The following is a 19,075-nucleotide window of genomic DNA, read 5'->3' as shown; positions in this document are numbered from 1 at the left end:
GTTTTTCTAAAAGAGAGGGATTGTATGAATGTCAAACGTTGGGTGGCGCTGGTTGTCGCAGTCGCCGTCGTAGGGGTTTCATTAATATTTAACTTGTTTGCAACGATTGTGAGTGCGGATTTTGATCAGGCATTTGATGGGGCAGGCATGGAAGAGTCCTTTGGGGAAGATGTGATGGAGCAAGGGACCGATGGCCGAATTGTGGTGATTGAATTAGAAGGGGTTATCCAAGATATGGGCGAAGAGTCACCATTGATGGCCGCCGGATATAACCACCAGCAAATTCTTGATATGCTTGACAATGCCATGCAAGATCAGACCGTCGATGGGATTGTTCTTGAAGTGGACAGCCCCGGCGGCGGACTAATTGAAAGCGAAGAAATCCATGATAAAGTGGTAGAAGCCCAAGAGGAATATGATAAAACTGTCTATGCTTCCATGGGCGGAATGGCAGCTTCCGGTGGGTACTATGTCTCAGCGCCGGCGGATTATATCTCTGCCCATCCATCTACATTAACGGGGTCGATCGGAGTTGTGTTGTCGGGAGGTCTCGGCGGCTTGAACTTTTCCGAGCTTCTTGAAGACTTGGGGATTGAGGATAATACCGTTACCACCGGCCCTTATAAGGACATCTTGAGTGGAACCCGAGAGATGGAAGAAGACGAAGAAGAAATGCTGCAAGAGATGGCCGATGAAATGCTGGATGAATTTGTGGACGTTATTGTTGAAGGGCGTGAAATGCCGGAGGATGAAGTAAGGGATTTGGCCGATGGCCGTATCTACACCGGAAATCAAGCGTTGGATAACGGACTCGTCGATGGCCTTGGCAGTCTTGACGATACGGTAGAGACGATGCAAGAAAACCTTGGCCTTGAAGATTCGCAAGTCGTACGTTATCAAGCAGATCTCGCTGGATTTGGCTCGCTGTTTGGCGGTGCGATTGAACAGTTTTCGGGCAATTCCAATGAACTATCTGAACTGGTAACGGCGCTTCAACAAGAAAGTTCACCGAGATTAATGTATCTATATGAGCAGTAAAGGAGGGGTGGATCTTGGACATACCCTATAATGAAAACGAGGAAAAGTTTGGAGGCCAACGAGAGCAAGATGAAGGCGACTCCGCACGTGATAAACTGTCTCATGCCGTAGAAGTGAGTATGTATGCCGGTTTCTGGATGCGTTTTTGGGCTTACTTGGTGGACCTGCTTATCGTCTTTTCCTTAAATGCTTTGTTTATCAGACCGATTTTCATGTTCCTTGATGCCTCTCCGACGTTATTTTTTGGAATTACGGTTGTCGGTTTTCTTACATCCGTTGCTGCCTATGTTTATTTTGGGGTCATGACGAAGCTGATCGGGCAGACCCTCGGGAAAATGATCTTTGGTTTGCGCGTGCAACGGGAAGACGGCAGTCCATTAACGTGGGGAGACACGTTCTTTCGGGAAGTCGCGGGACGCATGATTCATCGGGTCCTTGTGTTTACAAACCTTATGTACATCGTTGTCGGATTTCACCCACAAAAAGCAGGTGTTCATGATTTGCTTGCCGACACACGAGTTGTTTTGGACCGTCATCAAAAAAAGAATAAGCATGAGGAAGAAGAATAACAAAAGAGAACCGCATCCTTCGGGGTGCGGTTCTTTGCGTGTGATTTTAAGGGATTGCCCTAATGGGAGCGGGGGAGTTCTTGCCCATTTTCGTCCGAAGATGTGCTGTTTCGCGTTAACAAATTCTCGCTGTTTACATTTAACATGTCCAATATCGGACAGTAACGAGTGATCCCTTCCGCGACTTTCATTGCCGAATAAACCGAGACGAGCATAGGCATGGTTCGGTCATAGCGCTTGGACATATGTGAAGTGCTCCAAGCCAACCCTGTTAAACCGCATGTAATACGCATGATTGCATCAAGTGTTCCCACATTTCTCTCCATGGTTTTCAACGCCTCCTTCTTTTTCTGGTGGTTGCCGCGCGTTTATAGTGTGACTGCCTGCCTGGCATCCATACATATGAATCCCATTTGCCCCGAGTTTAGTGTTTCGCGGAGATGTCCATACTAACAATAAAAACGGTGATTGCCATGATTTGGATGCTTATTGGACTCCTCATCGTTCTACTTTCGGTTTTGTGCCTGTTTATCCGTATAAGGGTTCACGTAAGCTATATCCAACAAGGTCGGGACAACGAAGGAAGCTTGACGGTTTCTGTTTTTCGGGGGCTCATAAAGAAGCGTTGGGAGATCCCTTCGATAAAAATGGACGATGATTCTTTTTCCGTGGATTATGATATACAAACATCCAATACATTCAGGAAGGAAAAAAAGAAGAAGTCAGAAAAAAAAGGCACTCCGACAGATGTGGAAAAACAGAAGGAAACGATACGGAGCATCCTGGATAGCGTCACGGGTTTCACGAAAATCACCCGTCGCTTTCTTGATAACACCCGTGTGCACGAATTCCGGTGGGAAACCATTCTGGGTACCGGTGATGCCGCGGCTACAGGAACCTTGTCAGGATTTGCCTGGACCGGGAAATCAGCGGTTTTTGCGCTTATTGCAAAGATGATGACGGTTCGGCATTTGCCGCATTTAAATGTATCACCTGTCTTTCAAGCCTCATTTTTTCGTACCTCCCTCTCCTGTATAGTATCTTTTTCTGTCGGGAACGCTATGCGTGGATTGATCCGGGTTTTGATTCATGTGCGTAAAGGAAGGAAACAACAGCCGAAACAGAAACCTCAGGATCGAAATGTATCGAAGGAGGCATAACGTTTATGTCGGAACACCCGATTCAAGGCTTAATGGAAACAGCCATGGAAAATATAAAAGAAATGGTTGATGTGAATACGATTATCGGCGACCCGGTTGAAACACCGGATGGCAGCGTCATCGTGCCTGTATCAAAAGTAGGATTCGGTTTCGCGGCCGGGGGGAGCCAAATTGTGACAGAAAGAACGGAATCCTACGACGATGAAGACAGCTACCCTTTTGGCGGGGGTAGCGGTGGCGGGGTTTCCATCACCCCAATCGCGTTTCTCATCGTCGGCACAGCTGGGGTAAAGATGATTCATCTTGATAACCAGGCCCATTTTTATGAAAAACTGCTTGACCTCGCGCCGCAAGTGGTTGAGAAAATAAAACAACTGATTCGTGATGATCACGATCACGATCACGAAGGCTCCCATCTGGATGAGCGGCATTACCCGCATATTGATTAACTAATCGTCTTCATGTCGGGGGTTGTTTTTCTTTTGGCAAAAAAGGGTACAAACAAAAAGGAAAAACAAAAATCCGAGGAGGCGATCAATGATGGCAAGCGTAACATTCAATGGAGACCCGGTAACGTTAATCGGGACAGAAGTGAAAGAAGGGGACCAAGCACCGAATTTTACAGCTCTAGATACGGGCATGCAAGCACATAGCTTGGACGGCCATCAGGGGAAAGTTCGGGTCATTAGCGTGGTGCCTTCCGTTGATACCGGTGTCTGTGCCCAACAGACGCGACGATTTAATGAAGAAGCTGCGGAATTGGATAACGTTGAAGTATTAACGGTCAGCGTGGATCTTCCTTTTGCGCAAAAACGGTGGTGTGCAGCGGAGGGCATTGATAACCTCACCATGCTTTCGGATCACCGGGATTTCTCATTTGGAGAAGCTTTCGGAATCGGAATACAGGAAATGCGGTTGCTTGCAAGAGGCGTGTTCGTCCTTGACAGCAACGGGAAGGTTACACACGCGGAATATGTATCCGAGGCAACGGAACACCCGGATTATGATGCAGCCATTTCAGCGGCAAAAGAAACGAAATAAACAACAAAGCACGAGACGAACCTCAGCTAACGCTGGGGTATTTTTTTCGATACGCGGAGACGTTTTCTAATCATTGCCTTTATGTGGTAAAATATAAATCGTGAGGTGAGCGGTATGACGGAGCAAACGGAGATCGAACAACTTTTTCATACTTTGGATGAAATGGCAAAAGTCATAAGCGAGGAACATACATATACATACTTGGATGCATTGGCGGAAGCGGGCGATATTTTATACCAGGGCACCGCCGAAGAAACCTTCTCCGAATCTGTGCAAGGAAAAGTCAACCGATTGCTGACAGACGCTCCAAAAGGGGAGTTGGATCGTGAAGTCGTGCGGAAAGCTTTTCAGCTGGCGATTTTAAAAGGAATGAAGGAAAACGTTCAGCCGCATCACGCGATGACACCGGATGGCGTCGCGTTCTTTGTTTCCTATTTGCTAAAAAAACTCGTAGCGAGTGAACAAAACATTCGATTATTTGACCCGGCTATGGGCACCGCGAATTTGCTGACGGCTGTCTTAAATGAAACAAATCATGTTGAGGGGGCTATCGGTGCCGAAGTTGATGACGCTTTAGTCCGTATTGCATTTGCAATGGCAAACTTACAACGCCATTCCCTGCAAATCTTACAAATGGACAGCGTTAGCCAACAAGGGCTTCCCGAAGTTGATGTGATCGTATCGGATTTGCCCGTCGGCTATTACGCAAACGATGAAGCCGTTGCCCATTTCCAAACACGGCCCGGAGAAGGGCGTATGCCTGCCGAATATGCAATCTTTGAAAATTCCTGGAAAGCACTCAAACAAAGCGGATTCGCCATCTATTTAATCCCGAATACGCTGTTTACGCGCGATGGAGCGGAGGCACTCCACAAATTTGTAAAAAATGAAGCGGTAACCCTCGGCCTTTTGCAATTGCCGGAATCCATGTTCAAAAACGACCAATACGCGAAAAGTATCTGGCTGCTACAGAAAAATGGTCCGGGAGTACAAGCCCCGCCGCAAGCATTGTTTGCCGAACTCCCGTCTTTTACTCGTGCGGAAGCGTTAAGCGATATGATCAAGCGCATCAATGAGTGGTTTGAGCAGTTTTTTCACCAAAACGGATAAAGGAGGATGCGTATGCCATCGTCGCCGGAGCAAATAGAAGAACGACTACAAGCTATTCGTGAGTGGGAACAGCGGTATTTTGAAAATCGGGAGATGGAAATGGGCTCCGTGCAAGAGCTGCAAGCGGAAGCGTTATCCCGGTTACCGGAAAAATGGCAGAAAAAATTAATCGAAGGGGTCGATCGCTTTCTTTTTTACACGCAGAGCATGATTTTAAATGCAAATGTGCAACGGGAAGTTGAAGAGCGAATTCTCGCGACGGCTCGCGTATTTCGGGATGATATCACAAACATAGCGGATGTACGGAAGTTAACGCTGGAACAAAATCAATTCATCCGTACGCAAGTGGTGGCAAAGCAGCGGCTATACGCTTTTGGGCAGGGGGGCATCACCGGATTCGGCGGTCCGTTTTTGCTTGCGGCAGACCTTCCGCTTATAATGGCCATTAACTTACGCACTGTACAGTTATCCGCCCTCGCTTTCGGCTACGATATGCGCCACCCGGCGGAGATGATGATTGCTTTGAAGGTATTTGAGGTTGGCACTTCCCCTTCCGGCACCCAGTATCAAGGATGGAAAGAACTTGAGTCGGAGGAAGAGAATATTGTTGGTGATCTTCCGGGTTTTTATAATGGGAGCGAACAGGTTATTAACGAAGAATGGTTGCATCAACCGCTTCGGCAAATCGGAAAACTGGCGATGATTTTTATGTTGCGGAAAAAGCTCATTCAGGGCGTTCCTTTGATTGGCATTGCATATGGAGCGTATAGCAATTATCGATTAACGCAGCAAGTTTCCGATATCGCGAGTGTTTACTATGAAAAGCGATACTTGTTGGAACGTTGGCACGAAAAGGGATAAGGGTTGACGGAACGTCCGCCCTTATCACGAATATATGCAAGCCATTAATACATCTTTATAAAAAATCATGTATAAGTATTGAGTTTTGGTAAGAACCATGATAAAGTGAAAAATAGATAAGACAGAGGAGCATTCGCTCTCTTTTTTTACACAACAATGCATAAAAATAACATTAAAAGCATTTTTATTCGTTTTATTACGATAAATAAATGGGAGGAGATTGTATGGATAAGGGAAAGGTTGTTTTGGCATATTCAGGCGGACTGGACACATCCGTTGCCGTTCGTTGGCTTATGGACCAAGGGTATGAGGTCATCGCGGTCGGTTTGGATGTCGGGGAAGGAAAAGACCTTGAAACGGTGAAGCAGAAGGCGTTGGATGTAGGAGCGGCCCAATCCTATACGGTGGATGCAAAAAAAGAGTTTGCAGAAGAATACGTCTTGCCTGCCCTTCAGGCGCAAGCGATGTATGAACAAAAGTATCCGCTCGTTTCTGCGCTTTCCCGTCCTTTAATCGCGAAAAAACTCGTGGAGATCGCGGAGCAGACGGGGGCAGGCACCATTGCCCATGGCTGCACCGGCAAAGGGAACGACCAGGTTCGTTTTGAAGTGTCCATTCAGGCGCTGAATCCGGAGTTTGATGTTATTGCGCCCGTGCGAGAGTGGGGTTGGTCCCGCGATGAAGAAATTGAATATGCAAAACAGCATAACATCCCAGTTCCCGTCGATCTCGACAACCCATATTCCATCGATGAAAATCTTTGGGGACGCAGCAATGAGTGCGGCATTCTAGAAGATCCGTGGGCAACACCACCGGAAGGCGCTTACGACTTAACGAATCCGCTTGAAGAAACACCGGATACGCCTGAGGTTATTGAAATTGACTTTGAACAAGGCAAGCCTGTTGCTGTCGACGGTGTCGCTTATGAGCTCGACCAATTGATCATGTATCTGAATAAAAAAGCAGGCACCCATGGCATTGGACGAATCGATCATGTGGAAAACCGTCTTGTCGGCATTAAATCCCGTGAAGTATATGAATGCCCGGGAGCGATGACGCTTCTTACCGCTCACAAAGAGTTGGAAGATTTGACGTTGCCGCGTGAAATGGCGCATTTCAAACCGATTGTATCGAAAGAATTGACTGAACTCATTTATAAAGGGTTATGGTTCGCTTCATTGCGACCGGCATTGGAAGTATTTATCAAAGAGTCACAGAAGAGTGTCTCCGGAAAGGTTCGCGTAAAACTGTTTAAAGGGCATGCCATCGTTGAGGGACGTAATTCCCCTTACTCCCTATATGATGAAAAACTGGCGACATACACGCCGGAAGATGAGTTTGACCATAATGCAGCCGTCGGATTTATGCAATTGTGGGGATTGCCGACGAAAGTGCATAGCCAAGTCAATAAGAATGGTGTGAAAGTATGACGAAACTGTGGGGCGGTCGATTCACAAAAGAAGCGGAAGCCTGGGTCGATGAATTCGGCGCGTCGATCGGTTTTGACCAAAAACTCGTCACCCAGGATATTCGAGGGAGCATGGCACATGTAGCCATGCTCCGTTCTTGCAATATTATCAGCGAAGAAGAAGGGGAAAAGTTACATGAAGGCCTTGCTGCGTTGGAAAAGAAGGCCTCAAACGGTGAACTTTCATTTGATGTGAAATATGAAGATATCCATATGAACATCGAAAAATTGTTAACGGATGAAATCGGCGAGATTGCCGGTAAACTTCATACTGCTCGCAGTCGTAATGACCAAGTTGCAACGGATATGCATCTTTTTATGCGTGAAGAAACGGAAACGATCATCGCGATGATTCGCGATTTTCAACACGTGCTGGTGAGCCAGGCCGAAGAACATACAGAAACGATGATTCCGGGATATACTCATTTGCAGCGCGCACAACCGATATCGATGGGCCATCATTTGCTCGCGTATGTGGCGATGTTGGACCGTGATGCGGACAGGCTCCAAGACAGTTTGAAACGAGTGAACATTTCACCGCTTGGCGCCGGTGCGCTCGCGGGAACGACCTTCCCGATCGATCGCTGGCAAACGGCGGAAACCTTAGGCTTTGACGCCATCTATGAAAATAGCCTGGACGCAGTGAGCGATCGTGATTATCTGCTTGAATTTTTAAGTGTCGCTTCTACGATTATGATGCATCTCTCCCGTTTGTCCGAAGAGATCATTCTTTGGTCGAGTGAGGAATTCAGCTTTATTGAACTTGACGATGCATTTGCCACGGGAAGCAGCATTATGCCTCAAAAAAAGAATCCGGATATGGGAGAACTCGTTCGCGGGAAAACGGGCCGTGTATACGGGAGTTTAGTAAGTTTATTGACGACGTTGAAAAGCTTGCCGCTCGCCTATAACAAAGATATGCAGGAAGACAAGGAAGGCGTGTTTGATTCGGTAATAACCGTTAAAGGGTCGTTGAAGATCTTTACGGGGATGATTGATTCCATGGTTGTTCATGAAGAAACCACGGCAAAGGCCGTCTCCTCGGATTTTTCCAATGCAACGGAACTTGCCGACTATCTAGCCGCCAAAGGCATGCCGTTCAGGGAAGCGCATGAAGTAGTTGGAAAACTTGTCCTCCACTGCATCGAAAACGACATCGTCCTGGCCGAGTGTCCGTTTTCTGTCTTCCGAGAAGCGAGTGAGCTATTTGAGGAAGACATTTACGAGACGCTTGCCCCCTATCAAGTCGTTTCCCGTCGAAACAGCGAGGGCGGGACCGGTTTTAAACAAGTCCGCGAAGCCATCCGAAAATGGAAAGAGCGATTGGCTATTTCAGAATAGCAAAGAGAGCCGTCTACACAGTGAGTGTAGGCGGTTATTGTCGAGTGTGGTGAAGACTGCTTTTTCGCAGATACGGACAAATGCCTTGATAAATACACGGAAAATGTCCGAGCTGAAAACCGCTCCCCTTCTCCGATTGGCCCGCCCCTCGGCGAGAAAAATCCAACGAGAAAGCAGCGAAAATAACCGCCCAAATCCATGGGCGGTTATGCCGGTAAAACAAAACGGTGAAGTTGACCCCTTTGGTTACGACGGCTGGTAAATGCCGCCCGTCACTCCTCCAACTGTTCGCTATCTTCGCTTGGAAGTTGCCGATCCCATCTGACGATAAGTACATCGCAGGGGGCATGGCGCACAATCGCTTCGGAGACACTGCCGATCACCATTCGTTCAACGCGGTTCGCGCCTGTCGCGCCTGCAAAAATCAAGTCAATGTCGTTGTTTGGCGCGATGTGCCGAGTGATGCGGACCTTAGGGGATCCGAAATCCAGGATGGTTTCGACACTTGGCACGCCTTTTTCCAATGCCTGCTCTTTAAATCTGCGAAGCGTTTCATGCCCCTGCTCTTCTGCTTTTCTCACGATTTGGCGGTCAAAACGCTCAATCGTTGCAAACGTCTTCGTATCGATCACCGTGGTAATATACAAGGTGGCATTTTGATCGACGGCAAATTCACAAGCTTGTTCAAATGTATAGCTTGATTCATTGGAACCATCGACCCCAACCAAAATTTTGTTGTAACGACGCATTCAATTTCCTCCTTCAAATGGTATAGTGCGGTGGAGTAAGGGAAAAATACAGTTAAGATAAAAAATAGTTCTCTAGGTAGGTGTAACCGTTGAAGGAAGATTTTAAACCTAAAAAATCAAAGGAAGAGAAAAAAGATGGGGATGAAGTGGTACACGAACAGATGTTAAAAAGTTACCAAATCGCAAGCGATGATGAGAAGAAAGCAAACGCAAGGGAAAACAAAGACAGCAATTAGCAGGAAAAAACAGGGTGAAGTCAAAGTTTAATCGAAATAAGGTTCGTCTTTCCGCTTTGTAATCCCCCGGACGGGGGATAGATACTTTCATCTCTCCGGACACAGTGCATAGATTGGGTTTTGACGGGACCGTTGCAGAAAAAAGCCTTCGATCTTTTATTTCGACTGAAAACATAGTAAAATAAAGTGAAACTATCATCAGAGGGGTGGTCTTTCCCTCTGAGTAAGGAAGTCGGCTAAGACCGGCACGTCCTGTGACAACGCCGACACTAGCACATCCTGTGCGTCGGAACAATCGGGGTATTAGCCGCCTGCTTTGACGGAAGTCGTTTTTTCCAAGGCCAGAGATCGGAAAACCCTTTTTCAGGCAACAAAGATGGATCCTCCGATTTCCGGCTTCCGATATCTGATTTCCGGAATCACAGGCGTTTTCCATCGGGATAAAAAGAAAGACAGCGGGAGGATCCGGAGATGAGGCACGCAATTGTTACGGCAGGTGCAAAAGGGCTTGGGCGCAAAGTGACCGAAGCCCTTTTGCATGAAGGATATACGGTCACGGTCAGTTACAGAAGCGATGAGCAAGCTGTCCATCATTTGCGCGCAGCACTGGAGGCGGATGACAGTCGTTTGCACGCGGTTCAGGCCGATGTGACCGATCAGGGGGACATCGAGTACTTATTCAAAACAGCGATTGAAAAATTCGGCCGATTGGACGTTTTGGTGAATAACGCCGGTCCCTACATATTTGAGCGCAAAAAAGTCCATGATTACCAAGCCGATGAGTGGAATGAAATGGTAAACGGGAATCTCACAGCCATGTTCACGATGTTGCAACAAGCGTTGCCGCAAATGCGAAAGCAAAAATTCGGCCGCATCATTGCGTATGGTTATCAGGATGTCGGCAATGCACCGGGGTGGCTGTATCGCGGAGCATTTGGCGCAGCAAAAGCCGGTTTGGCTTCTTTGATCCGGACCGTGGCGATTGAAGAGGCAGAACACGGGATTACGGCAAACATGGTCTGTCCCGGAATGATCGTCGGTGAATGGAAAGAAAGCACGATTGCCGAGAGCAGAAAGCACTCTGATCCGAATACACCGGTGGGACGTTCCGGTACAGGGGAGGACATCGCGCGTACGGTGCTTTATTTTGCTGACGACGATGCAGACATGGTTACCGGCACGATTGTTGAGGTAACTGGAGGCATAGATGTGATTCATCGGCGCCGTCATGAATAAAAATATGCAGGTGGGTCACCTTAGATACTGAGGTGATCAGTGTGAAAAAACTTCTTTTTATCGTAATGGCCGTTTTGCTTTTGCTAACCTCTTTTCTTGGCCAGGTTCGTGCCGATGAATTAATGGACATGTTCTCGATCCGGGTAACGATTGAAGCGGATGAAGAAGTGTATCAATGGAAGTATGATAGCCCTGATTATTATGAGTTCCAACACGAAGATCGGGTTTTGCGGGCAGAAGAAGCAAAAACGCAAGTGGATAACATGGCCGCGCTCATTAATGTTAATGAAAATGTCAAAGCAGAGACGTTGGCCGAACGAATCAAGGACGAATTTCCGAAACTGGAAAGCATGGACATCCGTTGGCGCAACGGAGATAGTGAACTGTACACGTGGAGATGGAAGAAAAACGACCAACCGGTGGAAGAATCGTAGTATTTTGCTAAGGGGGCGGGGAATATGCAAATTGGCATACCCAGGGAAATCAAAAATCAAGAAAATCGCGTGTCATTGACACCGGCAGCTGTTGTGCAATTAAAACAAAAAGGGCACCAAGTGCTCGTGGAAACAAAAGCGGGAGAGGGTTCAAGTTTTACGGATGAGCAGTATGAACAGGCAGGAGCAAAAATCGTAAACAGCGCAGAAGAGGCCTGGGCAGCTGAAATGATCGTGAAAGTGAAAGAGCCTCTTCCGTCCGAATATAAATATTTTAAAAAATATCAATTATTAATTACATACTTGCACTTGGCTGCCGAACCGGAGCTGACTAAGGCTCTGTTGGAAAATGAAGTGACCGCGGTGGCATATGAAACGGTGCAATTGGAAGACGGGTCATTGCCACTCTTGACACCAATGAGTGAAATAGCCGGTCGCATGTCCACGCAAATGGGTGCTCAATATCTGGAAAAAACGAAAGGCGGCAAAGGGATTTTGCTCTCGGGCGTCCCCGGGATAAAACGAGGGAATGTAACGATTATCGGTGGAGGCGTGGCCGGTACCAACGCAGCCAAAATCGCGCTCGGCTTGGGAGCGAATGTTACGGTGCTCGACCTTAATCCGCGAAGGCTTCGCGAGCTTGACGATTTGTTTGGAGCACAGCTAAACGTAAGGATGTCTGACTCTGTTTCGATTGATCAGGCCGCGCGGGAAGCAGATCTTGTCATAGGCGCCGTTTTGATTCCCGGCGCCAAAGCGCCAAAACTCGTAGAAAAAGAAACGGTAAAAGCGATGCACTCAGGGTCGGTATTGGTGGATATCGCTGTTGACCAAGGGGGGATTTTCGAGACGGTGGACCGCATTACCACACATGATGACCCGGTTTATACCAAACACGGCATTCTTCACTATGCGGTTGCCAACATTCCCGGCGCTGTGCCGCGTACGGCCACGATGGCACTCACAAATGTCACACTCCCATATGTAACGACCCTCGCGGAAAAAAGCTTGGTGCAAGCCATGAGTGATGATGAAAGTTTGAAAAAAGGCTTGAACACCATTGCAGGAAAATTAACCTATGAAGCGGTCGGGCAAGCGCAAAACATTACGTCTGAAAATGCGGACGAAAGCCTTGCTTCTTTTCAAAATCACGTTTAATCATTCATTTATTCGGAAATAGTTGCTTTAGAACTATAAATAAGGGGATGGAATACAATGAAACTAACTTTTCACGGTCAATCTTTTATCGAAATTGAAACACCCGATGCAAATGTTCTGATCGACCCTTTTATTACCGGGAATGGGACATGTGACATTAATCCGGAAGATGTAAACCCGGATGCAATTTTACTTACCCACGGCCATCAGGATCACCTCGGGGATACGGTCGACATTGCCAAGCGTTCAAACGCGTTGGTTGTAGCGACCCATGAGCTAGCAGGATACCTCGGCTCGAAAGGCTTGGAAACGCATCCGTTGAATATTGGCGGCGGCTACCAATTTAAGTTTGGGCATGTCAAATTAACACCGGCTTGGCACAGTTCTTCCTATGCTGAGGAAGACGGGCAAATCATTTACACGGGCATGCCTACCGGGATCTTGTTTACCGCTGATAACAAGACGATTTTTCACGCCGGAGATACAGCCTTGTTCTCCGATTTGAAACTGATCGGCGACCATAATGATATAAGCGCTGCATTTTTGCCGATCGGCGATAACTTTACAATGGGGCCGGATGACGCGAAAATTGCAACAGAATGGATTAATCCGGAACTCGTCGTTCCTATCCACTACAATACCTTTCCGCTTATTGAACAAGACGGGCAAAAATTCGTGGATGAACTGTCGCCGATTAAAGGCCGGGCGTTGCAACCTGGAGAAAGTGTGGATATATAAACGGCTTGGCTCGGGGCAACCGGACGGTTGCTTCCCGGGCTTTTTTTTAAGCTGGTTTTTATCAGCGGAAAATGAACTGCTTGTATATCAGCCGAACACCGTGCGCATGGACGAGTCATATGGAGCAACTCCCGCTCATATGCTATGGCAGAGGGGAGGGATAAAATGCGCTTACGTTTGCTGATTTCATTGGCGGTCGCGGTCTTCCTTCTATGGCACGCGATTGAACAGTTCTCGATACAAGCGGGAGGATTAGCCGGTGTTTTTGCCAGCGTATGGTTTGTTTTTGCTCTGCTTGTCGTCGGCGGGAACCTCTCGGCATTATTACATGAACGATATAAGAAGAAAAATGGAGCCGTTGAAACAAGAACCATTCTTGAAAGTCGCCGCAAGCCAGATCTAACGCACGGCCGGCTTCGCGCTTGAACATCTGTCGCCCCGCCTTTATAATGAAATGAAACGGACACGATTTTTTGCACGAAAACTTGGTGGTCACCAAGTTTTTTCATTTCATTGGATTGGGGGTGAACATGTCTTATGTCCACAAAACATGAACAGATTTTGCAACATATTTATCATTTAGGTGTCGGGGAAAAGATTTCTGTCCGCAGGATTGCCAAAGTGTTGAACGTAAGCGAAGGCACTGCATACCGTGCCATTAAGGAAGCGGAAAACCAAGGAATCGTCACTACGATCGAGCGCGTGGGGACGATTCGTGTGGAAAAGAAAAAAGAAAACTTCGAACACCTTACTTTTGCGGAAGTCGTCAACATTGTGGATGGACAAGTTCTCGGCGGCCGGGATGGATTACATAAAACATTACAGCGTTTTGTGATTGGTGCCATGAAAATGGAAGCGATGATGCGCTATGTAGAACCGGGAAACTTGTTAATTGTAGGGAACCGCTACCAGGTGCACCAACTTGCATTAGAAGCAGGCGCGGCAGTGTTGATTACCGGCGGATTCGATACGAACGAAGAAACGATAGCTTACGCCAACGAACTTTCCCTGCCGGTCATCACGACAAGTTATGATACGTTTACGGTTGCCAGCATGATCAATCGTGCCATTTATGATCAATTAATTAAAAAGGAAATTGTCTTCGTTGAAGATATATTGATTCCGTTGGAAAATACGCATTTTTTAACGACCGACCATATGGTGGAGCGCTGGCATCAACTTAATACGGACACGAGTCACACACGCTTTCCGGTCGTTAACACCGAGATGAAAGTGCTCGGCATGGTTGCGGCGAAAGATATATTGTCGATGAAAGAAAGTACGCCCGTTGAGAAAGTCATGACTGCCAATCCGATTACGGTCAATGCGCAGACATCTTTGGCATCGGCCGCCCATGTGATGGTTTGGGAGGGGATCGAACTTCTTCCCGTTGTCGATGATGAATCCCGATTGCTCGGCGTAATCAGCAGGCAAGATGTATTAAAAGCTTTGCAGGTTGCCCAGCGGCAGCCACATGTAGGGGATACGCTTGATGACCTTATCACCGGTCATGTGGAGGAAGCACCCGGGGGTTCTGTATACGATTACGTATGTGAATTAACCCCGCAGATGACCAATCCAATCGGAATGATCTCGTACGGGGTGTTGTCTACGTTGGTTACAGAAGTGGGGAGCCGTTTATTGCGCCGGCATCGCAAGGGGGATCTCGTCGTTGAGAACCTCTCGTTATATTTTTTAAAGCCGGTGCAAATTGAAAGCGAGATTGAGATGAAAGGAAAGATACTGGAGGTAAGCAGGAAAAGCGGCAAAGTGGATGTGGAGTTGTATCTCGAAGATGAACTAGTCGGAAAAGGCCTCATGATGGCTCAGCTGTTGGAGAGATAGTTGATAGAGCTGGTTTGTTTTACCCGATCGTCAGGGAGTCAGCCGGAGGCGGTGCCTGGAGACGGTGCGAGTCCGATATTGAGTTAACCGGTCGCCATGAAGCGCTCATGCGTCCCGAAACGGTCACTATGGCACCTTGCGGCGCCAGGGAAGGTGCCGGAAGCACCTCCAAATCCAACGCTCACTGTCCGCCTTCGGAAACGTGCATGGTTTCAGACTCTTCTTTCGCGAAGGGAAGCACTTTTCTGTAGTATTTAATCCCATAGATTACATAGACAAGACCCAGCACCGAGAAAACCAGTCCGACGATGAACTCCACGACTCCCCAAATGGGTGGCAACATAAAAAGTAAACCAGGAGCCAAAATGAAAATGCCCAATGCGATCATGGCTTTGGTTTGATACCACTGTTTTATGGCTTTTCCGGAAGTGCGGAAACGTTTGAATTTATTGTACACATAAAGCGCGATGGTTATTGCCATAATGACGGGAACGATTATTGTCATCAATAATTCCTCCTTCCAAGCCCTAGTGTACCTTTTTTTCCTTTTGTATGAAAGCAAGAAAACAAGTTAAAAAGGCAAAGGAGCCGAAACGATGAAACAGAAACTTTTCGATACGATTAATGCCCATGAGCATATCATTATTTGCCGCCATGAAAGGCCGGATCCGGACGCGATTGGATCCCAAGCCGGCTTGGCGAGGTTAATTGAAATCAACACCGGAAAAAAAGTGCAACTGGCCGGGGAAGAAGAACCGTCGCTCTCCTTTTTATCTGAAATGGATACGATAGATGACGGAGCATTTTCGAATGCACTCGTTATTGTATGTGACACTGCGAATACCGGGCGAATTGATGACGAGCGATTTAAAAATGCCCGTGAGCTGTTTAAAGTCGACCATCATCCTGTGGTAGATGATTATGCACCCTTCGCGTGGGTGGATACGACATACAGCTCAACCTCGGAAATGATCGTCCATTGGTATGCGGAGATCGCCTCTGCCCGCGGTTGGAAGCTCGACGACGAGTGTGCCCGCCTTTTATATGCCGGCATCGTCGGGGACACGGGGCGCTTTTCACATCCAAACACGACGGCGCGCACGTTTAAAGCTGTTCAACTTCTTTATGAAAGAGCATTCGACGTTCGCCAATTATTTCAGGAGATGTACAAAAAACCCCTTTCGCTGTTGCGTTTGGAAGGAGAGGTGCTTTCCAATTTTACGCTGAGCGAAAATGGGGTTGGCGTGATTGTGCTTAGCCAGGAACAACTCCGGAAGTATCAAGTGAGCGTCAATGAATCTTCCGCGATCGTACATTCTGTCGCGAATGTGGAAGGCATCGCTGCTTGGGTAACGTTCGTGGAGTTGGAAGATAAAAGTTATCGCGTGAGGCTTCGTTCCAAAGGTCCTGTCATTAATGAGCTAGCCGCCCGGTTTCAAGGCGGGGGGCACCCGCTCGCTGCAGGTGCAACCGCAGAGAGTGACGAGGAGCGGGCGCAAGTGGTTGATCAACTGGAAGAGATTTGTAAAGCGTACCGGGCATAATTTATCAGCCATTCGTTAGTCATCGGGAACGGGGACAACTTCTACGTGGAGTTCCAACGTTCGAAAGAGGGTTATTTGATGCACAATAAGGTTGTATTCGTAGTCATTGGAGGAGTAACGTTTATTTTCAATTGTTCTAACGAGCAGTTCGCGGTTTTCGGCAACATTTTCAAGATCTTCGTCTAGCAAGTGTTCCAGCTCTTCAGTGGCCTGTTGTTCGATATCATATAACGCGAGTTCGCTAAGCCGGCTTTCTTCCTCGTTTTCAAACACAATGGAAATCTCTTCGATAATGAAAGCATCGTCGTTGTTCTCCTCTTGTTCCCGTTCCCTAAGCGATTCAAGATTTCGTTCCAATTGCTCGATTTGCAGTTCATTTTTTCCGAGCTCCACGACCATTTCTTCATGCACTTTCCCGAACTGATAAAGAAAAATGCACCAACCGATCAGCGCGCCTATAATAACCCCTGCCAAAAATCTTTGCCAGCCCGGACGTCGGTGATAGGGAGGGATTCTCATGGGTGGATCTGTTCCTGTGTGATCCATTGGATGATTAGTGCGCCGACATTTGCGCCTGACAACGCTGCTAAAATCATGCAGACGGTTTTATATATATCAATATGGGTGCCGTAAAATATCCCGCGCTCCAAGCTGGTGATGGCATCGAACGTTCCTCCGATTGCAGCTACAAGCGCCCAAATTTTCAAGCTGCCGGCTAAATCATGGATGGTTGCAAGCGGCGGTTTTCCGATCATGAACGCGCCAATCCCGCCAATAATGGCCCCACCTAGCACTACCCCGAAGGCAACGAAAAAGTCCAAAACCAATGTAGCTAAAAAATCCCTGGTAAACATGTGCCGGGTCCCCCCTAGTTATCGAGAACAACTTTTTTCACGTAAGCATGGGTCGTCTATTTTCATGTATAATCAATAGAAGGGCAAGTTATGCTTGTTTTAGTAGTGGGATGTAAGAAGTGGGACGTGTGGAAAGACCTGCGGTAATATGTCAAGTTCAAAATCACAGTAAATGAAGTTGTCAAAGGACATTTAGGCGAAAAAAGCGCGCACTGAACAACACCAGTAATAAAATGTAAAATACTGGTAAAATGAAAGGCTAGCCCTCAGCCGATGTCGGTCAGAGGTTCACGCCCCTTTCTGGCGTAAAGAGTTGGTTTTTGCGTAGCAGCGCATCCACCAATCGCACGAGTTTTCTTGCCGTGAGCACGAGTGCACGTTTGTGTTGATGTTTCGGGACTTCTTGATACTTCTTCTGATAAAAGACTTGGTATTCCGGAATTTGCCTTCGTACCGAGTTGGCGGCTTCAACGAGGTAATAACGCAAATAATGGTTCCCTTGACGTGTCAGTGAAGTATCTTCGGCGGTAAACCGCCCGGACTGGTGTTTTCGCCAGTACAGTCCCGCATATTTAGCTATTTTTGTTTCATCGGGAAACCGGTCAATCTGACCGAGTTCGGCAATGATGCCTGCGGCGAAGACCGGACCAATGCCCGGGATTGATTCCAGCGTCTGCGTCAGTCCTTTCATGATTCGAGTAATGGACTGATCGATCGCCTTGATTTGCTTTTGGAAGGAACGAATGAGCTCAATGGACGTTCCTAAAAGTACATCGATGGAATCTTCGACCACTTTGTCCAATCGGTACGATGAACGGACGGCTTTCTGGATGGATGCGGCGACAGCTTCCGGATCGGGAAAACGATTTCTCCCTTTCTCTTGAAGAAACCGAGCCAGGTCCTCAAGCGGAAGCTGGGCAAGTTCATCCAGGCTGTATTTTTCAAGAAAGAGTTCCATCATAGCATGGCCAAACACCGATGAATCCACTTCTTTGGAAAAGGTGTTGCATTTATACTCCAAGTGCTGCAAGAAGTGTTGTTTCTCTTTCGTCATCGCTTTGGTCAAGTGATAACGCGAACGTGTCAACTGCTGGAGAGCCACGTATTGGCTTTCTTTGACAACGGACATCTGATTGCGCCCGAAACGCATATAATCGGCGATCACAAAGGCGTCAATCTCATCGGTCTTGTTCATGTCTGCGAAGCTCTTTTTAAAGTTGGCGATCTGCTTCGGATTGATCACAAAGACTTGGGCGCCATAGGGTTTTAAATCATCGTCATCATGCAAGAACATGGATGGATGAAAACTGTAGACGGATGTGGACTCCAGACCGATCTTTAGGATGTCAACCTCTGTATCGGCCAAGAGCTCGAGCAACCGTTCTTTGAGCACCTGGGCACCCGGCCAGTCATTGGAAACCGTAAAAACCGAAAGCTGATCACCTTCTTGATCAAGCACACACACTTTCATATCAAACGAGCTAACGTCAAGCCCGACAAACATTCGCATGGGGGGATTCCTCCTTTCATTGTAGAATCATTCGGTCGTTCTTTGGACGCCTCGAGATATCTCTAGTGTGAACGCCGATCATCAACCTCGTGTATCAGAACTCCATCGGCATTGAAAGCCGCCCCAGGGGCTGCTTCCCCTGAGTTCAAGAGGCCGAGGGCTCAGCCTGCGAGTAGGAAGTGC

At 47.5% G+C, this 19,075-nt stretch carries 24 protein-coding genes; 18 read left to right on the top strand and 6 right to left on the bottom strand.

Annotation, left to right across the window (positions count from 1 at the left end; translation table 11 throughout):
• The first annotated feature begins 24 nt into the window (after window positions 1-24).
• Complete coding sequence (gene sppA / locus EPH95_RS08255) at window positions 25-1,038, top strand: signal peptide peptidase SppA (RefSeq protein ID WP_142089016.1); 1,014 nt, start codon at window positions 25-27, stop codon at window positions 1,036-1,038.
• Window positions 1,039-1,052: 14 nt separating this feature from the next.
• Window positions 1,053-1,607, top strand: coding sequence for an RDD family protein (locus EPH95_RS08250; RefSeq protein ID WP_227004099.1), 555 nt, complete (start codon window positions 1,053-1,055; stop codon window positions 1,605-1,607).
• Between the two features lie 59 nt (window positions 1,608-1,666).
• Here EPH95_RS08250 and EPH95_RS08245 read toward each other — a convergent pair whose 3' ends face one another.
• A complete protein-coding gene (locus EPH95_RS08245; RefSeq protein WP_142089014.1) occupies window positions 1,667-1,933 on the bottom strand; it encodes a YgaP family membrane protein in 267 nt (88 codons plus the stop codon).
• 114 nt (window positions 1,934-2,047) lie between these two features.
• Here EPH95_RS08245 and EPH95_RS08240 point away from each other — a divergent pair, with 114 nt between their 5' ends.
• From EPH95_RS08240 to EPH95_RS18785, 8 genes are all read left to right on the top strand, one after another.
• Window positions 2,048-2,767 carry a DUF2953 domain-containing protein gene (locus EPH95_RS08240; RefSeq protein WP_142089012.1) on the top strand — a complete coding sequence of 240 codons (720 nt, stop codon included), beginning with the start codon at window positions 2,048-2,050 and terminating at the stop codon, window positions 2,765-2,767.
• 5 nt (window positions 2,768-2,772) lie between these two features.
• A complete protein-coding gene (ytfJ, locus tag EPH95_RS08235) occupies window positions 2,773-3,216 on the top strand; it encodes a GerW family sporulation protein (protein ID WP_142089009.1) in 444 nt (147 codons plus the stop codon).
• Between the two features lie 91 nt (window positions 3,217-3,307).
• Window positions 3,308-3,808 carry a thiol peroxidase gene (gene tpx / locus EPH95_RS08230; protein WP_142091543.1) on the top strand — a complete coding sequence of 167 codons (501 nt, stop codon included), beginning with the start codon at window positions 3,308-3,310 and terminating at the stop codon, window positions 3,806-3,808.
• 114 nt (window positions 3,809-3,922) lie between these two features.
• Entirely contained in the window at window positions 3,923-4,918 is a 996-nt protein-coding gene (locus EPH95_RS08225) for a class I SAM-dependent methyltransferase (RefSeq protein ID WP_142089007.1), read from the top strand.
• Window positions 4,919-4,924: 6 nt separating this feature from the next.
• On the top strand, window positions 4,925-5,779 hold the full coding sequence (locus EPH95_RS08220; RefSeq protein WP_142089005.1) for an EcsC family protein: 855 nt from the start codon (window positions 4,925-4,927) through the stop codon (window positions 5,777-5,779).
• Window positions 5,780-6,003: 224 nt separating this feature from the next.
• Entirely contained in the window at window positions 6,004-7,209 is a 1,206-nt protein-coding gene (locus tag EPH95_RS08215; RefSeq protein WP_142089003.1) for an argininosuccinate synthase, read from the top strand.
• A complete protein-coding gene (argH, locus tag EPH95_RS08210; RefSeq protein ID WP_142089000.1) occupies window positions 7,206-8,588 on the top strand; it encodes an argininosuccinate lyase in 1,383 nt (460 codons plus the stop codon). Before EPH95_RS08215 ends, argH begins: the two co-directional genes overlap by 4 nt.
• Before the next feature lie 103 nt (window positions 8,589-8,691).
• Complete coding sequence (locus EPH95_RS18785; protein WP_160141691.1) at window positions 8,692-8,850, top strand: hypothetical protein; 159 nt, start codon at window positions 8,692-8,694, stop codon at window positions 8,848-8,850.
• 10 nt (window positions 8,851-8,860) lie between these two features.
• Here the strand turns inward: EPH95_RS18785 and EPH95_RS08205 are convergent, their stop codons facing one another.
• Entirely contained in the window at window positions 8,861-9,337 is a 477-nt protein-coding gene (locus EPH95_RS08205; protein ID WP_142088999.1) for a universal stress protein, read from the bottom strand.
• An 89-nt stretch (window positions 9,338-9,426) separates the two neighbouring features.
• Here EPH95_RS08205 and EPH95_RS18780 point away from each other — a divergent pair, with 89 nt between their 5' ends.
• The 7 genes from EPH95_RS18780 to EPH95_RS08175 all read left to right on the top strand — a co-directional run bounded on the left by EPH95_RS18780 (window position 9,427) and on the right by EPH95_RS08175 (window position 14,984).
• The gene (locus EPH95_RS18780; protein WP_160141690.1) at window positions 9,427-9,573 is read left to right on the top strand and encodes a hypothetical protein; all 147 of its coding nucleotides are present in this window, start codon (window positions 9,427-9,429) and stop codon (window positions 9,571-9,573) included.
• Window positions 9,574-10,044: 471 nt separating this feature from the next.
• Entirely contained in the window at window positions 10,045-10,809 is a 765-nt protein-coding gene (locus tag EPH95_RS08200) for an SDR family oxidoreductase (protein ID WP_142088996.1), read from the top strand.
• 32 nt (window positions 10,810-10,841) lie between these two features.
• Complete coding sequence (locus EPH95_RS08195; protein WP_160141689.1) at window positions 10,842-11,243, top strand: hypothetical protein; 402 nt, start codon at window positions 10,842-10,844, stop codon at window positions 11,241-11,243.
• 24 nt (window positions 11,244-11,267) lie between these two features.
• Entirely contained in the window at window positions 11,268-12,401 is a 1,134-nt protein-coding gene (gene ald / locus EPH95_RS08190) for an alanine dehydrogenase (RefSeq protein WP_142088992.1), read from the top strand.
• Between the two features lie 57 nt (window positions 12,402-12,458).
• Window positions 12,459-13,139, top strand: a complete 681-nt coding sequence (locus EPH95_RS08185; protein WP_142088990.1) for a metal-dependent hydrolase — start codon at window positions 12,459-12,461, stop codon at window positions 13,137-13,139.
• Between the two features lie 165 nt (window positions 13,140-13,304).
• A complete protein-coding gene (locus tag EPH95_RS08180) occupies window positions 13,305-13,565 on the top strand; it encodes a hypothetical protein (protein ID WP_142088988.1) in 261 nt (86 codons plus the stop codon).
• A gap of 111 nt (window positions 13,566-13,676) precedes the next feature.
• On the top strand, window positions 13,677-14,984 hold the full coding sequence (locus tag EPH95_RS08175; RefSeq protein WP_142088986.1) for a DRTGG domain-containing protein: 1,308 nt from the start codon (window positions 13,677-13,679) through the stop codon (window positions 14,982-14,984).
• A gap of 181 nt (window positions 14,985-15,165) precedes the next feature.
• Here the strand turns inward: EPH95_RS08175 and EPH95_RS08170 are convergent, their stop codons facing one another.
• Window positions 15,166-15,489: a YtpI family protein gene (locus EPH95_RS08170; RefSeq protein ID WP_142088984.1), complete on the bottom strand. Its 324-nt coding sequence runs from the start codon at window positions 15,487-15,489 to the stop codon at window positions 15,166-15,168.
• Between the two features lie 91 nt (window positions 15,490-15,580).
• Here EPH95_RS08170 and EPH95_RS08165 point away from each other — a divergent pair, with 91 nt between their 5' ends.
• Window positions 15,581-16,528 carry a DHH family phosphoesterase gene (locus EPH95_RS08165; RefSeq protein ID WP_142088981.1) on the top strand — a complete coding sequence of 316 codons (948 nt, stop codon included), beginning with the start codon at window positions 15,581-15,583 and terminating at the stop codon, window positions 16,526-16,528.
• Window positions 16,529-16,543: 15 nt separating this feature from the next.
• Here EPH95_RS08165 and ytrI read toward each other — a convergent pair whose 3' ends face one another.
• From ytrI to EPH95_RS08150, 3 genes are all read right to left on the bottom strand, one after another.
• A complete protein-coding gene (ytrI, locus tag EPH95_RS08160; protein ID WP_142088978.1) occupies window positions 16,544-17,047 on the bottom strand; it encodes a sporulation membrane protein YtrI in 504 nt (167 codons plus the stop codon).
• On the bottom strand, window positions 17,044-17,382 hold the full coding sequence (locus EPH95_RS08155) for a sporulation membrane protein YtrH (RefSeq protein WP_142088976.1): 339 nt from the start codon (window positions 17,380-17,382) through the stop codon (window positions 17,044-17,046). The genes ytrI and EPH95_RS08155 overlap by 4 nt, the downstream gene beginning before the upstream one ends.
• A gap of 280 nt (window positions 17,383-17,662) precedes the next feature.
• Window positions 17,663-18,892: an IS110 family RNA-guided transposase gene (locus EPH95_RS08150; RefSeq protein WP_142086371.1), complete on the bottom strand. Its 1,230-nt coding sequence runs from the start codon at window positions 18,890-18,892 to the stop codon at window positions 17,663-17,665.
• Window positions 18,893-19,075: the final 183 nt, after the last annotated feature.

Source organism: Salicibibacter halophilus (assembly GCF_006740705.1).
Classification (GTDB): domain Bacteria; phylum Bacillota; class Bacilli; order Bacillales; family Marinococcaceae; genus Salicibibacter; species Salicibibacter halophilus.
This window is presented reverse-complemented; position numbering and strand designations above follow the sequence as displayed.

What these genes read in the sequence shown, in the direction of transcription:
- sppA (WP_142089016.1), top strand. Translation starts at nt 25, where the DNA reads ATGAATGTCAAACGTTGGGTGGCGCTGGTTGTCGCAGTCGCCGTCGTA.
- EPH95_RS08245 (WP_142089014.1), bottom strand. Translation starts at nt 1,933, where the DNA reads ATGGAGAGAAATGTGGGAACACTTGATGCAATCATGCGTATTACATGC.
- EPH95_RS08240 (WP_142089012.1), top strand. Translation starts at nt 2,048, where the DNA reads ATGTCCATACTAACAATAAAAACGGTGATTGCCATGATTTGGATGCTT.
- ytfJ (WP_142089009.1), top strand. Translation starts at nt 2,773, where the DNA reads ATGTCGGAACACCCGATTCAAGGCTTAATGGAAACAGCCATGGAAAAT.
- tpx (WP_142091543.1), top strand. Translation starts at nt 3,308, where the DNA reads ATGGCAAGCGTAACATTCAATGGAGACCCGGTAACGTTAATCGGGACA.
- EPH95_RS08225 (WP_142089007.1), top strand. Translation starts at nt 3,923, where the DNA reads ATGACGGAGCAAACGGAGATCGAACAACTTTTTCATACTTTGGATGAA.
- EPH95_RS08220 (WP_142089005.1), top strand. Translation starts at nt 4,925, where the DNA reads ATGCGTATGCCATCGTCGCCGGAGCAAATAGAAGAACGACTACAAGCT.
- EPH95_RS08215 (WP_142089003.1), top strand. Translation starts at nt 6,004, where the DNA reads ATGGATAAGGGAAAGGTTGTTTTGGCATATTCAGGCGGACTGGACACA.
- argH (WP_142089000.1), top strand. Translation starts at nt 7,206, where the DNA reads ATGACGAAACTGTGGGGCGGTCGATTCACAAAAGAAGCGGAAGCCTGG.
- EPH95_RS18785 (WP_160141691.1), top strand. Translation starts at nt 8,692, where the DNA reads ATGTCCGAGCTGAAAACCGCTCCCCTTCTCCGATTGGCCCGCCCCTCG.
- EPH95_RS08205 (WP_142088999.1), bottom strand. Translation starts at nt 9,337, where the DNA reads ATGCGTCGTTACAACAAAATTTTGGTTGGGGTCGATGGTTCCAATGAA.
- EPH95_RS08200 (WP_142088996.1), top strand. Translation starts at nt 10,045, where the DNA reads ATGAGGCACGCAATTGTTACGGCAGGTGCAAAAGGGCTTGGGCGCAAA.
- ald (WP_142088992.1), top strand. Translation starts at nt 11,268, where the DNA reads ATGCAAATTGGCATACCCAGGGAAATCAAAAATCAAGAAAATCGCGTG.
- EPH95_RS08185 (WP_142088990.1), top strand. Translation starts at nt 12,459, where the DNA reads ATGAAACTAACTTTTCACGGTCAATCTTTTATCGAAATTGAAACACCC.
- EPH95_RS08180 (WP_142088988.1), top strand. Translation starts at nt 13,305, where the DNA reads ATGCGCTTACGTTTGCTGATTTCATTGGCGGTCGCGGTCTTCCTTCTA.
- EPH95_RS08175 (WP_142088986.1), top strand. Translation starts at nt 13,677, where the DNA reads ATGTCCACAAAACATGAACAGATTTTGCAACATATTTATCATTTAGGT.
- EPH95_RS08170 (WP_142088984.1), bottom strand. Translation starts at nt 15,489, where the DNA reads ATGACAATAATCGTTCCCGTCATTATGGCAATAACCATCGCGCTTTAT.
- EPH95_RS08165 (WP_142088981.1), top strand. Translation starts at nt 15,581, where the DNA reads ATGAAACAGAAACTTTTCGATACGATTAATGCCCATGAGCATATCATT.
- ytrI (WP_142088978.1), bottom strand. Translation starts at nt 17,047, where the DNA reads ATGAGAATCCCTCCCTATCACCGACGTCCGGGCTGGCAAAGATTTTTG.
- EPH95_RS08155 (WP_142088976.1), bottom strand. Translation starts at nt 17,382, where the DNA reads ATGTTTACCAGGGATTTTTTAGCTACATTGGTTTTGGACTTTTTCGTT.
- EPH95_RS08150 (WP_142086371.1), bottom strand. Translation starts at nt 18,892, where the DNA reads ATGCGAATGTTTGTCGGGCTTGACGTTAGCTCGTTTGATATGAAAGTG.